The 13,830-nt window shown below is 45.2% G+C and carries 11 protein-coding genes and 1 tRNA gene; 2 read left to right on the forward strand and 10 right to left on the reverse strand.

Going from position 1 to position 13,830, the window contains the following annotated elements:
* Positions 1-205: 205 nt before the first annotated feature.
* The 5 genes from ACOJR9_RS17345 to ACOJR9_RS17365 all read right to left on the reverse strand — a co-directional run bounded on the left by ACOJR9_RS17345 (position 206) and on the right by ACOJR9_RS17365 (position 3,716).
* Entirely contained in the window at positions 206-427 is a 222-nt protein-coding gene (locus ACOJR9_RS17345; protein WP_420934137.1) for a hypothetical protein, read from the reverse strand.
* A gap of 213 nt (positions 428-640) precedes the next feature.
* Entirely contained in the window at positions 641-1,189 is a 549-nt protein-coding gene (nusG, locus tag ACOJR9_RS17350; RefSeq protein ID WP_032097747.1) for a transcription termination/antitermination protein NusG, read from the reverse strand.
* A 4-nt stretch (positions 1,190-1,193) separates the two neighbouring features.
* Positions 1,194-1,571 (reverse strand): preprotein translocase subunit SecE, encoded by a 378-nt coding sequence (gene secE, locus ACOJR9_RS17355; protein ID WP_420934138.1) that lies wholly within the window; start codon positions 1,569-1,571, stop codon positions 1,194-1,196.
* Between the two features lie 58 nt (positions 1,572-1,629).
* Positions 1,630-1,706: transfer RNA gene (locus ACOJR9_RS17360), tRNA-Trp, on the reverse strand.
* A gap of 168 nt (positions 1,707-1,874) precedes the next feature.
* Positions 1,875-3,716, reverse strand: coding sequence for an ABC transporter ATP-binding protein (locus tag ACOJR9_RS17365; RefSeq protein WP_420934139.1), 1,842 nt, complete (start codon positions 3,714-3,716; stop codon positions 1,875-1,877).
* 303 nt (positions 3,717-4,019) lie between these two features.
* On the opposite strand from ACOJR9_RS17365, the gene ACOJR9_RS17370 reads away from it, so the two are divergent.
* The gene (locus ACOJR9_RS17370; RefSeq protein WP_420934140.1) at positions 4,020-6,575 is read left to right on the forward strand and encodes a DUF5916 domain-containing protein; all 2,556 of its coding nucleotides are present in this window, start codon (positions 4,020-4,022) and stop codon (positions 6,573-6,575) included.
* 26 nt (positions 6,576-6,601) lie between these two features.
* On the opposite strand, the gene ACOJR9_RS17375 is transcribed toward ACOJR9_RS17370, so the two are convergent.
* Positions 6,602-7,228, reverse strand: coding sequence for an RraA family protein (locus ACOJR9_RS17375; RefSeq protein WP_420934141.1), 627 nt, complete (start codon positions 7,226-7,228; stop codon positions 6,602-6,604).
* A 334-nt stretch (positions 7,229-7,562) separates the two neighbouring features.
* Here ACOJR9_RS17375 and ACOJR9_RS17380 point away from each other — a divergent pair, with 334 nt between their 5' ends.
* The gene (locus ACOJR9_RS17380; RefSeq protein WP_420934142.1) at positions 7,563-9,620 is read left to right on the forward strand and encodes a M13 family metallopeptidase; all 2,058 of its coding nucleotides are present in this window, start codon (positions 7,563-7,565) and stop codon (positions 9,618-9,620) included.
* Positions 9,621-9,790: 170 nt separating this feature from the next.
* On the opposite strand, the gene ACOJR9_RS17385 is transcribed toward ACOJR9_RS17380, so the two are convergent.
* From ACOJR9_RS17385 to ACOJR9_RS17400, 4 genes are all read right to left on the reverse strand, one after another.
* Entirely contained in the window at positions 9,791-10,219 is a 429-nt protein-coding gene (locus ACOJR9_RS17385; RefSeq protein WP_420934143.1) for an ACT domain-containing protein, read from the reverse strand.
* A 52-nt stretch (positions 10,220-10,271) separates the two neighbouring features.
* Positions 10,272-11,651 (reverse strand): ATP-dependent RNA helicase DbpA, encoded by a 1,380-nt coding sequence (dbpA, locus tag ACOJR9_RS17390; protein WP_420934144.1) that lies wholly within the window; start codon positions 11,649-11,651, stop codon positions 10,272-10,274.
* A gap of 266 nt (positions 11,652-11,917) precedes the next feature.
* Positions 11,918-12,967 (reverse strand): dihydroorotase, encoded by a 1,050-nt coding sequence (gene pyrC / locus ACOJR9_RS17395; RefSeq protein ID WP_420934145.1) that lies wholly within the window; start codon positions 12,965-12,967, stop codon positions 11,918-11,920.
* Positions 12,968-13,173: 206 nt separating this feature from the next.
* Positions 13,174-13,734 carry a PhnA domain-containing protein gene (locus ACOJR9_RS17400; RefSeq protein ID WP_420936162.1) on the reverse strand — a complete coding sequence of 187 codons (561 nt, stop codon included), beginning with the start codon at positions 13,732-13,734 and terminating at the stop codon, positions 13,174-13,176.
* Positions 13,735-13,830: the final 96 nt, after the last annotated feature.

Raw genomic sequence — 13,830 nt, forward strand, 5'->3', positions numbered from 1 at the left:
TAAAAAACGATCTTAATCGCTAATTCGGCTTAAAAGTTTTGAAACTGAAAGGTCGTATGGTTGATGTGAGGAAATTAGTCAGTGGGATTATCTTATTTAATTCTACCGCGGCATATGCATTTTCTGAAGAGACTATTTTGCCGAATACGTTTGCAGTCATATGACAAAGCGGTTGCTTGCCCACAACATTTATTCCAAAAGGGCATCACGAATTTTGTAAAACGATAGTATTTGGAGTAATAGCAGAAAGACTAAACTTGCCCCCTATTCGCCGTTTTAAATCAACGAGTACCTGCGCGATGACTTCAGGAGGCATTTTCTCATCACCTAGATGGGTCTTATATTTCTCATAAAACATCTCTCCAACATGGTCGGCAACCATCCCTACGAAACCTTTCGACTCCTCTGTACCAATAACATCTTCCATTAAGGTTTCAAGTTCTAACAGGATGGTTTGATAAAATGATGCTGCATCGATGTCAATCTCTTTACACTCGATGCGCTGCTCTAAAGTATCGATAGCGATGCCCCTTATCCGGTTATTATACTTTAGTATTAGGCGAACTTGACTCGTTGGGCAAATAAAAATTGGGCAAAAAAAAGCCCGCGAAAAGCGGGCTTCACATGATATGTCTTATGACTAACCTTTCTCTACCTGACCAAATTCTAAGTCTACCGGTGTAGAACGACCAAAGATAAGTACCGATACTTTCACGCGGCTCTTTTCGTAGTCTACTTCTTCTACCACACCGTTGAAGTCGGCAAATGGACCGTCTGTAACGCGTACCACTTCACCCGGCTCAAACAATGTCTTCGGCTTAGGCTTATCTACCGACTCTTCAAGACGGTTTAGGATAGCATCGGCTTCCTTAGGAGTAATTGGCATTGGACGGTCTGAAGTGCCACCAATAAAACCAAGAACGCGAGGAACGCTTTTCACTAAGTGCCATGAATCTTCATTCATTGCCATTTCTACTAGCACGTAACCAGGATAAAACTTGCGCTCAGATTTACGCTTTTGACCAGCGCGCATCTCAACCACTTCTTCTGTTGGCACTAATATTTGGCCGAAGTGCTCTTCCATGTTGTGCATTTTGATGTATTCAAGAAGGGTTTTCTTGACTCGAGCTTCATACTGAGAAAATGCTTGTACTACGTACCATCTCTTTTTAATTTCTTCTTCAGACATACGTTTATGCTCCAATTCCCGTAATAAAGCCAACTACACGGACGATGATACCGTCTAGTCCCCATAAAATAAGTGCCATAACCATGGTTGCGGCCAAAACTATCAAAGTGGTTTGGTTAGCTTCTTGGCGTGTAGGCCATACTACTTTGCGTACTTCAGTACGTGACTCTTTAGCAAAACTTAAAAACGCACTGCCTTTGTTTGTAGATGCGGCAATAAAGCCAACAACTACAGCAACAACTACCGCGGCAAGAGCGCGATACAATACCGAAAGTTCACCGTATATTGTGTTGGCAGTAACCAACCCTGCAAGTAGTGCAAAAACCACTACCCATTTAAACATGTCCAAACCGTTGGACTGATTTTCCGTCTTTTCGCTCATGTCACGATCCTAGCACTACAGCGTCGTTTTCTTGCGTTACACGCGCAAGTTGATAATTTGGCAGGGGTGGAGGGACTCGAACCCCCAACCATCGGTTTTGGAGACCGCTGTTCTACCAATTCGAACTACACCCCTGTGGCGTTTTTTACTCTTAAAATTTGCTTACACTGCCCTTGTGATTTGTGCGTCTTTTCGAAGGAAAATGCGGTATCGCAAGGGAGGGAGGCGTATTATACTTAACCACTTTCAAGATACAAGCGGTTTATTCCTCTCTAACTCAGCATATAACTAACAGGCCGTGAGTTATTCTACACCAATAAATCCACCGGTTTGATGCGCCCACAGTTTGGCATAAATACCGTTATAAGCAATAAGCTCGCTATGGGTGCCCTGCTCCACTATTTGGCCTTTGTCTAGCACGAGCAATCTGTCCATTTGCGCGATAGTTGATAACCTGTGAGCGATGGCCAACACCGTTTTTCCTTCCATCACTTTGTCTAAACAGGCTTGAATGGCTGCTTCAACTTCTGAATCTAGCGCAGATGTGGCTTCATCTAAAATGAGCACCGGGGCATCTTTTAACATCACGCGAGCAATCGCTATTCGCTGGCGCTGTCCGCCAGACAGTTTGATACCACGCTCTCCAACGTGTGCATCGTAACCAGTACGCCCCTGATTATCGGTAAGGGTTAATATGAAATCGTGGGCCTCCGCTTGTTTCGCCGCTTTAATCATATCTGCTTCGTCTGCGTCGATGCGTCCATACAGAATGTTGTCACGCACTGAGCGGTGCATCAGTGAGGTATCTTGGGTAACCATACTGATTTTAGCTCGCAGTGTTTCTTGCCCAACCTCGGTAATGTCCTGACCATCAATAACGATGCGCCCGCTTTGCGTATCGTAAAAACGCATCAATAAATTAACGAGTGTGGATTTACCTGCACCAGAGCGACCGACCAACCCTACTTTCTCTCCGGGCTTAATCGTTAAATCTAATTGCCTGAACACGTCGATAGGCTGATTGTTCGCCCCTGAGTAAGAGAAGTGAACATTATCAAAATGAATTTTACCGCCGCCTACGTTCAACGCATCGGCATCAGGCTTATCTTTTACGGCTACTGGCTGAGCAAGGGTATTCATGCCGTCTTGCACCGTTCCAAGGTTTTCAAATAACCCAGACACTTCCCACATTATCCAATGAGACATGCCGTTTAATCGCAAGCATAAACTGATCGCAATGGCGATATCTCCTGGCGTCGCAATCTGCTCCAACCATAGAAATACTGATAGCGCACCTATTGTGAAGATCAAAATAGCGTTAGCCATCTCAACGCAAAATTCGAGCACGGTAACCAAGCGCATTTGTGGATACACCGTCTGCAAAAAGCCGTCCATGCTCTCCTTGGCATAATCTGCTTCTCTGCGGCTGTGAGAGAAAAGTTTAACCGTGGTGATATTGGTATAGCTGTCAACTATTCGCCCGGTCATTAATGAGCGAGCATCAGCTTGAGCTTGTGAAACCGCTTTTAGCTTTGGTACGAGTACCCGTAAAATACCAATATACACAAAGAACCACACCATCAGTGGAAGTGCTAATCGCCAGTCAGTACTAAATACCAACACCACCATAGAGATGAAATAAACGCTGATATACACCAACAAATCGAGCATTTTGGTGACCGTTTCTCGTACAGAAAGCGCGGTTTGCATAACCTTTGTGGCCACGCGACCGGCGAACTCATTGTGAAAAAAGGTAAGACTTTGTCCAAGTAAATATCGGTGGGCCTGCCACCTTATTCGCATAGGATAATTGCCCATTAACGACTGACGAGAGAACAATGAACGCAAAAAAATAAATGCGGGAATAAAAACAAGAACAGTTAGCCCCATTCCAATTAATGTAAGTTTCTGTTCTTCTAAAAAGGTGTCTCGACTTTGCTCTGAGAACCAATCAACAAGTTGCGCTAAAAAGCCAAATAATGCCACCTCTAACATCGCCACTATGGCACTTAACACCGAAACGGTCAGGATGATATGCCACATGCCTTTCGTGTAGTACTTACAAAATGCGACCAACCCCGTGGGTGGTTGCGTGGGCGGCGTATCTGGAAAAGGCTGTGTGAGCCTTTCAAAAAAAGAAAACATGCAAAAACTCTTTTTGTTGTTGAATCGCCAGATGCGTAGTGAATCTCGGCGTTAAGATTTACGATGAAGTGAGTACGCAATTCTACACGATATGTTCATTCAATTAATTAACTCCTTGATGAAAATCGCTGGAAATCGTCAAAAACAGACTTTAGATATTGGTCGTCATTTCGGTGCATGTATTTTTGCTGTAGGTCTTTCGTTAAGCTTCCTGTTATATGCGATTAACATTCTTTTGACACTCTGCGGGATCCTTCATACTGCGCACCTAAAAACGATAACGACAAAAAAGACGTTTAAAAAATGGACAGTTTAATACACGGGGCAGCTCTGCGTCGTATTGGTGAGTACTTGCGGTCTGGTTGCCTCGCTTTATTGCTTCCATTAGCATTTCGCGCCAATGCTATTGAAGGTAATTCATCACAGCAAGATAGCCAACAAACAAAAGAAGACAACAAGCCGGTGGCCGTGGTTATTCAGAGCACTACGGAGTCTGTTATTCAACGCTCGACTGAATCCACTATTCAAAGTACTGAGGAATCTGCCACTCAGTCGACTGAGCCGTCCTCCTCAGATAGCGGCTCATCCGACGTTGATGGCACTATTTCACCTAACGAGTCCCGTACCTTTGACACTATCGTTGTACCCTATCTTTCAGAGACTATTACGTTAAACGGTATCTTAGACGATGAAGCATGGCAGCGGGCTAGGGAAATACCGCTAAATGTAGTGACTCGCCCATTTGAAAACACAGCCCCACCCGTTAAGACCATCGCCAGAATATTCGAAAATGGCGATACAATTTATATCGCCTTTACGGCGTATGACGATGACCCTTCTGCAATACGCGCATTGTTTCGCGACCGCGATAGCGTGTGGGATAACGACTTGGTAGGCGTTAAGCTGGATACATTCGGTGATAGTCGTCTCTCGTATCAATTTTTTGTCAACCCTCACGGCATACAAACCGACTCTATCGAAAACCAAATGACGCTTAGCGAAAGCGCCAGTTGGAACGCTATTTGGGATGCGGAAGCAAAAATCACCGATGAGGGCTATACGGTAGAGATAGCGCTGCCGTTTCGCATTATGAATTTTCTGGATATTGATGGGCTTAAGCAATGGCGCGCGGAGTTTGTTCGCTTTTACCCGAGAGATAATAACCTGCGGATATCGAACCGTCCTGTAGATCGCAATAACGCGTGCAGCTTATGCCAAATGGGAAAAATGGAAGGCTTTAGTCGTGCTAAACAAGGGAAAAACCTGTCAATGACTCCCTATGCCGTTGCCGGAACAGCACGCAGTAGAACGCCAGCAACCCCAGAACAATGGGAATACGGTAACAATCAAGAAGTGGGTGTAGATATAAACTGGGGTATTACCTCTGACATGCTGCTTCAAGCCACGATTAACCCAGACTTTTCACAAGTAGAAGCCGACGCAGGACAGCTTGGGATCAACAACCCTTTTGCACTTTTCTTTCCTGAGCAGCGTCCCTTTTTTGTGGAGAACGCCGACTTTTTCAGTACTCAATACGACCTGGTGTACACCCGTAACATTGGCGCTCCTGATATTGGCAGCAAACTTACCGGAAGAATTAACGACCATACCTTTGGTTTGCTGCTGGCAAATGATGAAACTACCACGTTCCTCGTTCCTGGGAATTTGGGCTCAAGCGTTGCGCAGCTCAAACAAGGCAGTACAAACCTTGCTGCGCGCTATCGTTATGATATTTCCGACACCCTGTCTGTTGGTTCTATATTTACAGGTAGACATGCTGATGAATACCACAATCTAGTCACCGGCGTTGACGTGCGCTATCAAATTACGCCTAGCGATACTCTGCGGGCGCAATTACTTCGCTCTGATACTCGATACCCTGACGCCCTTGCCTCACAGTTTTGTCAAGGCAGTTGCGTTAACCAAGAAGATGTTAACGAAACTACATTGAGAACAGACAAACAAGACGCGTTCTCTGGAAGTACCTACAAGATTGATTACCGCCATGAGGAGAGAGAATGGTATGTCATTGCAAACAGAGCCAGCACTCAGTCTGACTTTCGCGCCGATTTAGGTTTTGAAAGTAATGTAGATAGACACAAATCGGTACTTGGTGGTGGGTTGTTGTGGTGGAAGGATAACGCGTGGTGGAATCGTCTAGAGTTTGGTGGCGACTGGGATATCACTCACAATGACAATGGCGAGTTAATAGAACGAGAAGTTCAGGCGCAAATAGAAATGAACGCTGCTTATCAATCGTATTTCAACTTTCAATGGGTGAAGCGCGACACCGTTGGATTACGGCAAAACGGCACAAGTCTGGCCATTGATGGCAATACTACGCGATTTACCGAGGAGCAGTTTTCGTTCTATTTTGAAGCGCGACCCAACCGAACCCTGTATTTTGAAAACTTTGCCCGAATAGGCGATAGAATTGATTTGCGCAACAACCGTCTGGGCGATCAGATTCTGCTTGAGCCTCAAATAACTCTGAATATTGGCGATCATTTAGAAGCATCGGTAAGCCATGAATACAACCGTATTGATGTAAACAACGAGATGCTGTTTACCGCCAACCTATCTGACTTTCGAATGAGCTATCAATTTGACGCCAAACAATTTCTCCGCCTTGCACTTATTTACTCAGATATACGAAGAAACCCCAATAATTACCTCGTAAATGTAGATGCCAGAGAACGCAACATGGGTACACAGCTAGTGTATTCTTACATGATTAACCCCCTGTCTCGTTTATTCGTTGGCTATGGCGACTCTGCATTTGCAGATGAGGCAACGCCAGGACTTTTTCGAACAGAGCAAGCAGTGTTTATGAAATTTAGCTACGCATGGCTGTATTAACGTTATCGATATGAACTGCTCTGGGCTTAATCTTTATAACCTAGGGCAGTGAGTGTTGCTTCCACTTTTTCCCTATGTTGCTTTTGCCACTGAGCTAACGACATTGACGAATCTTTGTCTGCCCGCGCTTTTGCTATGCTAAAGGACTCTTCAGATTCAGCGCGTGGAATAACCGCGATACCTTCTTCGTCAGCCACAATAATATCGCCAGCATTGACGGTAACACCGCCACACACAATAGGCTCATTGAGTGGCGCTATACATTTCTTAGCGCCTGGCTTTGGCACGACTCCACGCGCAAAAACGGGAAACTTGTTTTCTCTCGTCTCTGCAATATCTCTAATCACACCATCGATGACAAAGCCAGCTATACCTCTTTCTTGGGCGATAGCGCACACGTTCCCACCTGCCACGGCAAATTTATCATCGGCTTGAACCACAATAATATCGCCAGGTTGGGCGCGGTAAATTGCAGCATGCAGCATAAGGTGATCGCCTGGAGCACATTTTACCGTAAAGGCAGGCCCTGCAATGCGACCCATTCCTTCCCATAAAGGCTTTATCTCGTAGCCCATAAATTGGTCGCGCGAGAGTGCATCGGCATATTCGCAGGGCGAGACTGAAGCAAATAGGGCTGAGTTGAATGACTTCATGATATGTCCTCTTTTAAGCATACTGATGAGCGGGTCGGCTCTATGGTAACCAAACATCCACTATAACCAATTAGCCATTACAAGTTGTTACAACCTGTGTATTTTCACTATAAATACTTTTGCTAATGGTACCTTCATGCTAAAAGATGCTTTAAACCTCTAATAAGTGAGCGGTTTTCCTTATTTGAACAGGATTAATGGCCGCACAGCACAACGGCACAGCAGCGCCATTACATAGATCTATATTGTGTAGCGCTTAAAAAAGTAGCCCTACAACAAGTAGACTCGGGTAATACAAAGCAGTGCTACATTTTAACCAGAAGGACATAATAAGATGTTACGTAGCGTATTAAGCTTAAGTGTTGCACTTGCATTAGCTGCATGTAGCCCGCAAAACACGGCGCCAGAAACCGGTACCGTTGCAGTAGTACAAAAGGAGACGCTATCTTCGGGGATCATCACTGAAAATATGGACCTTAGTGTCAGCCCTGGCGATGATTTTTTTCAATATGTAAACGGGAAATGGTTCGATACTTTCGAGATCCCTGCCGATAAATCTAGCTATGGCTCCTTCGTTATTTTACGAGATGAAGCACAAGACCATGTGATGGACATTATAAAGTCATCGGCAGAAGGCGACTTCAAAGCGGATAGCGACGAACAAAAAGTGGGGGATTTCTATCGCGCCTACATGGACGTCGACACTCGAAATTCACTGGGTATAGCACCGCTTGCGCCTGAGTTAGACAAAATTGCGGACATCGAAAATCATTCAGATCTTGCGGCCTATTTTGCCTATGCGGCTCGATATGGTTACGGCACGCCGTTTAGCCTTACTCAATATCCCGATTTAAAATCACCTCAACAGTACCTTATGTATACCTGGCAGTCGGGGCTTGGACTACCAGAGCGCGAATACTATTTCAAAGACGATGAAACCTCACAGACCGTGCGCGAAGCCTATGTAAAACATATTCAAACTATGTTCGAGCTGGCCGGTTTCAACGCTCCACAAAAAAGTGCTCAGATGCTGTTTGAGCTAGAGACTCGTATTGCAAACTTACACATGAAGAAAGAGCAAGCGAGAAACTTTGCGGCCAATTATAATAAATTGACCATCGAAGAACTCGGCGAGCTCATGCCTAACTTTGATTGGTCTCGCTATTTAGAAAGCGCCAATATAAGCGATATAGAGCAACTTGGTATTTTGCAAAAAGACTATATGCAAAATATCGATGGCGTTATTCAACAAACCTCTATTGAAGATTGGAAAACCTTCCTCCAGTGGGGACTACTTAATGCGTCGGCGAGTCGACTGAGTAGTGAGCTTGATGAAGCAAACTTCAACTTTTACAGCAAAACACTTCGCGGCGTCGAAGAGCAACAGCCCCTGTGGCGACGTGCAGTAAACTTATCCAATGCCCATGTGGGTGAGCTTATTGGTAAGGTATATGTAAAACAGCACTTTCCACCTGACGCCAAAGAACGCATGATGGAAATGGTGAACAACCTACTTCTTGCTTATAAAAGTAGTATTGAAAACCTTGAGTGGATGACTGATGAAACTCGCGAGCAAGCCCTTGATAAATTATCAAAATTTACCGTAAAAATTGGCTATCCGGATCAATGGAAGGACTATTCAGCACTGACGGTAAAAGCAGGTGACTTATTTGGCAACCTAAAGCGCTCTTCTGATGTGCTTTATGAAGAGATGTTAAAGAAACAGGGCGGCCCAGTATGGACTCACGAATGGGGTATGACACCGCAAACCGTGAATGCATATTATAATCCGCCGCTGAATGAAATTGTATTTCCTGCAGCCATTCTTCAGCCACCCTTTTTTGATATGAATGCAGAAGACGCCGTTAACTATGGTGGTATTGGTGCGGTTATAGGCCACGAAATTGGCCACGGATTTGACGATGCAGGCTCAACCTTTGATGGCGATGGAGTGCTGCGCAATTGGTGGACCGAGAAAGACCGCTCAGAGTTTGAGGCGCGCACAGCTAATCTCATTGAACAATATAATGAGTTTGAAGTGCTGCCTGATGTGCATGTTAATGGCGAATATACTCTTGGCGAAAACATTGGCGACTTGGGTGGAATAAGTATTGCGCTTAAAGCCTATCACTTGTCTTTAGAGGGCAAAGAAGCACCTGTTTTAGACGGTTTTACCGGCGACCAGCGTGTGTTTTTAGGGTATGGCCAAGTATGGGCAAGCAAGTACCGCGACGAAGCATTGCGCAGCCAAGTACAGACCGATACTCATTCCCCTGCTAAGTTTCGCACTAACGGCGCGGTTAGAAATGTACCTGCCTTCTACGAAGCGTTCAACGTAACCGAAGAAAACGCGCTGTATCTTGCACCAGCAGATCGCGTGAAAATTTGGTAAGCGATTAATCGCTTTCGGTTGTGCTACCAATCAAAAGGGGCGCGGGTCTTCACAGGCGCCCCTTTTTTCCCTATTTTTTTGACTGGCTTTGGTTTTAACTGGCTTTGGTTTTGACTTCCTTTAGTTTTCGCTTACTTTAGTTATGTGAAACAGAAAGCGAGCTGAAGCAATTAGCCATCTGCAGACTGGCAAGCCGATAGCCCCTTCAGCACTTCAACGGCGTGAGATGCTCTATCAGACTGCACAAAAATATGGTCATGATGATAAGCGGCAACCACATTGGCACTGATACCAGCGCGGCCCAACGCAGTACTCATCGCTGCCGTCATGCCAACAGCATCGAGACTTGAATGCACTTCACAGGTTATACACTTAAATGGCCCTTCACCTGTGAGTCCATGCTGCGTTGCCAGCTGGCACGCTAAGATAAAGGTTACGCCCTCAGCTTCTTTGAATATGCCTTTTGCCTTGGTCAATAACCCATAATTTTTGTCATCTTCAGACTCTTGTTCACTTAACGAAACGAAGACAAATTCTTCTGCGCTAACCACCGGAGACAAGTTGCTCAATAACATCTTCAAGTCTGTTTCTGCTGCCATAGTGAATACCTTTAAGCGTCTATTGAGTAGTGCAATTAGCGTCTGTGACTTACTATAGCTTTTTAGCTCTAATGCGCTTACCCTTTATTTTGCCTTCGCGAAATTGGGTCATTGCACGCTTCACGCTGCGCTGCTTCACTGCGACAAAACTTGCGCTATTTTGTACCGCAATCTTACCGATATCGTCACCTGGAATACCTGCATCTTTGGTTAGTGCACCAAGGAGGTCGCCAGGGCGAAGCTTTTGCTTCTTGCCCGCGCTAAGTGAAAGGCACGTAAATTCTGGCTGGGTAATTTTGTTTTTATGAAAACGAAGACTTTGCGCGCCTTTAAGCGGGATGTCTTCTTGTTGCAGCACCTCGATTTTTCGTAGCGAGTTCTCTTCATCATCGCTAATGAGCGTAATGGCCATTCCCTCTGCGCCTGCACGTGCAGTGCGGCCAATTCTGTGAATATGCACTTCCGGCTCTTCACTTACGGTGTAGTTAATGACACATGCTATATCATCAATATCCAGCCCTCTAGCAGCCACATCGGTAGCAACTAAAACCTGCAGTGAATCACTGGCGAACTGCATAAGTACAGCGGTGCGTTCATGCTGTTCCATATCACCTTTTAGGCCTGCTGCACTGAAACCCTCTTCTATAAGCTCCTCTACAACCTCAGCCACCTGAACCTTGCGATTACAAAACACAATGGCATTTTTAGGTTGGTAATGCGTCAGCACGGCTTTGAGGGCTTGAATCCGTGTGTGTTCTAACACGTTGTAACCAAGTTGCGTAATCGCTGGTTTATTGTCTTGAGACTCCACTTTGCACGACACAGGATCTCGTAAATACTGCTTTGCTACACGCTCAATTTGTTCAGTAAAGGTGGCAGAAAACAACAGTGTCTGTACCTTTGATGACATAGGAGAGAAAATAACGCGCAGGTCATCTTCAAAGCCCATGTCCAACATTCTGTCAGCTTCATCAAGCACACGAAAACGCACATTTTTTAGTGTAATTCGACGTTTTTCTACGTGATCCATAATTCGCCCTGGCGTACCCACGATAATGTGCGGGCTGTGTTTAAGGGACTGAATTTGCGGTCCCATGGGTTTACCGCCACATAGGGTTGTCACTTTCACGTTACCAATTTGCTTTGCCGCCTGCCTAAACTGCTCAGCCACCTGATCTGCCAACTCTCGGGTTGGGCATAAGATTAATGCTTGAGTAGTAAAGTCATTAACATCAATGTTTTGCAATACAGGAATAACAAAACACAGGGTTTTTCCACTGCCCGTTTGCGCTTGGCCAATAATATCCCTGCCCTGCAAGGCACTAGGTAAAGACTGCGCTTGAATAGGCGACAGTTGGTGAATGCCTTGAGCGTCTAGCGCTTTTACAACTGCGGGGTTTATATCAAGGTCTTTTATCGTTTCAACTGTCATTATTCAATCCAATGGGGAAATTCAAAAGCCTTCTTTTACGTTTTTACTACTCGCTAATGGCAGTCTTTCAGGCCATTAGCGGCAATTAGGAGGTAAAAACGCAAGGCTCAAGATAATTTAAAAACACGCGAGCGTTTTTTCAAAAACCGCTTTTATAACTGCTACTACCACTGTCTCTTAAACAGGTAGTACTATTACTGTTACCAAGGTCGCGTGTTCAAGTATAAAAAGAAATTGTCGCTATAGGGCAAATATTGCGTTCAATGCTATGCCGACTGGAAAGCTGATTTAAGCTTCCACTGCAGTGTTTGTCCCGCGTAAAACGGTACCATATCAGTGCCATCGGCTAAGGTCACTTGCTCGGGTACATCCCAATTTTCTTTCACTAAGGTCATCGTTGTTGTGTTACGTGGCAAACCATAAAAGTCTGCACCGTAGTGGCTAGCAAACCCTTCAAGCTTATCTAGCGCTCCTAGCTGCTCGAACACCTCAGCATATAGCTCTATGGCAGACCATGCGCTGTAACACCCTGCACAACCACACGCATTTTCTTTTTTGTGTTTGGCATGAGGCGCTGAATCGGTACCTAGAAAAAACTTCTTGTTCCCGCTGGCGACCATATCTCTTAGCGCTTTCTGGTGGGTGTTTCGCTTTAACACGGGTAAACAATAATTATGCGGGCGCACGCCGCCTACTAATAAATCGTTGCGGTTAAGCAATAAATGCTGAGGCGTAATAGTCGCGGCCACAAATTCATTGGACTGCGCCACAAACTCTGCAGCGTCTGCTGTGGTAATATGTTCGAATACCACTTTTAACTCAGGAAAAGCAGCGGTAATTTGAGTTAAATGGGTATCGATGAACACCTTTTCACGGTCAAAAATATCAATGTGATTTTCTGTCACTTCTCCGTGAATAAGAAGCAGTAAACCCTGCTCCTGCATGGCTTCAAATACTGGGTACAAGGCTTTAATTCCTTTCACTGCAGCATCGGAGTTAGTGGTGGCACCAGCGGGGTAAAGCTTACACGCTGTTACTCCTGCTTTTCTGGCATCGACAATATCTTGCGGTGATGTTTGGTTAGTGAGAAATAAGGTCATAAGAGGTTCAAAGCTACTGCCGGCAGGACGCGCTGCATCAATACGCGCTTTATAGTCCATCGCCATTCTAGCATTAACCACTGGAGGCACTAAATTAGGCATTACAATAGCGCGCTGGAAACATCGTGCCGTAGCAGGAACGGTTTCCGCCAGCATCTCATTGTCACGGAAGTGAAGATGCCAATCGTCAGGAGTAGTGATGGTTAACGTTTGCATGCCTAATTCTCTCATTACTTTTCAGGATTTTGGGGTTACTACAAGTTACTGCGTACTTAAATTTTCTATGCACTGGAGTTTTCATGTCACAAAGACCTCAGCGCTCATAGCTCATAGCTCATAGCTCATAGCTCATAGCTCATAGCTCATAGCTCAGCACGATAAGCGCTCTAATGTGCTTTAGGCCAGTGGTAAAAATGTATTATCTATGATTTTTTCGTGTATGCCGCAATAATAACGATGCGTGTGCCATTGACCTTGCCTTCAATATGTAACGGGTTATCACAAAGGCTGATCCCCCTTACCGGTGTACCCCGCTTCGCAGTAAACCCAGCACCTTTAACGTTTAGGTCTTTAACAAGATGAACGTTATCGCCGGTTTCAAGCGCAGTGCCATTACTGTCTAATGTAGCATCCCGCTCTATAAGGCCAGCTTCGGCCCAGGTCTTAGCGTCGTCATCGAGATACATCATATCTAGCGCATCTTGCGCCCACGCTTCGGTACTTAATCGAGACAACAATCTATAGGCAACCACCTGCACTGCAAGCGTTGTCGACCACATGGCATCGTTAAGGCAGCGCCAGTGCACGGGGTTAAGTTCTGCTTTAGCCTCTAACTGAGCACGGCAAGTATCACAGGTTAAAATAGCGCAGCCTGCGGTGTCGTCGGGTGATTCAGGTACCATGTAAACCTCAGTATCAGAGGTGGATTTACACAGTTCGCAAGCATTATCAGCTCTGGTTATAACGGCGTCTTGAAGCACAATTTACATCTCAAAAATAAACTGTGTGCAATAATAGCATAAATTGCTCAATATGATGCCTTGTGCTTACCCTCAAGCTAGGGCGTTGATCTTTACTCA

The sequence above is a fragment of the Alteromonas ulvae genome, from assembly GCF_048987005.1.
Classification (GTDB): Bacteria; Pseudomonadota; Gammaproteobacteria; order Enterobacterales; family Alteromonadaceae; genus Alteromonas.

Bases quoted from the DNA above. Each gene is read 5' to 3' on its own strand.
- ACOJR9_RS17345 (WP_420934137.1), bottom strand. From the start codon at position 427: ATGGAAGATGTTATTGGTACAGAGGAGTCGAAAGGTTTCGTAGGGATG.
- nusG (WP_032097747.1), bottom strand. From the start codon at position 1,189: ATGTCTGAAGAAGAAATTAAAAAGAGATGGTACGTAGTACAAGCATTT.
- secE (WP_420934138.1), bottom strand. From the start codon at position 1,571: ATGAGCGAAAAGACGGAAAATCAGTCCAACGGTTTGGACATGTTTAAA.
- ACOJR9_RS17365 (WP_420934139.1), bottom strand. From the start codon at position 3,716: ATGTTTTCTTTTTTTGAAAGGCTCACACAGCCTTTTCCAGATACGCCG.
- ACOJR9_RS17370 (WP_420934140.1), top strand. From the start codon at position 4,020: ATGGACAGTTTAATACACGGGGCAGCTCTGCGTCGTATTGGTGAGTAC.
- ACOJR9_RS17375 (WP_420934141.1), bottom strand. From the start codon at position 7,228: ATGAAGTCATTCAACTCAGCCCTATTTGCTTCAGTCTCGCCCTGCGAA.
- ACOJR9_RS17380 (WP_420934142.1), top strand. From the start codon at position 7,563: ATGTTACGTAGCGTATTAAGCTTAAGTGTTGCACTTGCATTAGCTGCA.
- ACOJR9_RS17385 (WP_420934143.1), bottom strand. From the start codon at position 10,219: ATGGCAGCAGAAACAGACTTGAAGATGTTATTGAGCAACTTGTCTCCG.
- dbpA (WP_420934144.1), bottom strand. From the start codon at position 11,651: ATGACAGTTGAAACGATAAAAGACCTTGATATAAACCCCGCAGTTGTA.
- pyrC (WP_420934145.1), bottom strand. From the start codon at position 12,967: ATGCAAACGTTAACCATCACTACTCCTGACGATTGGCATCTTCACTTC.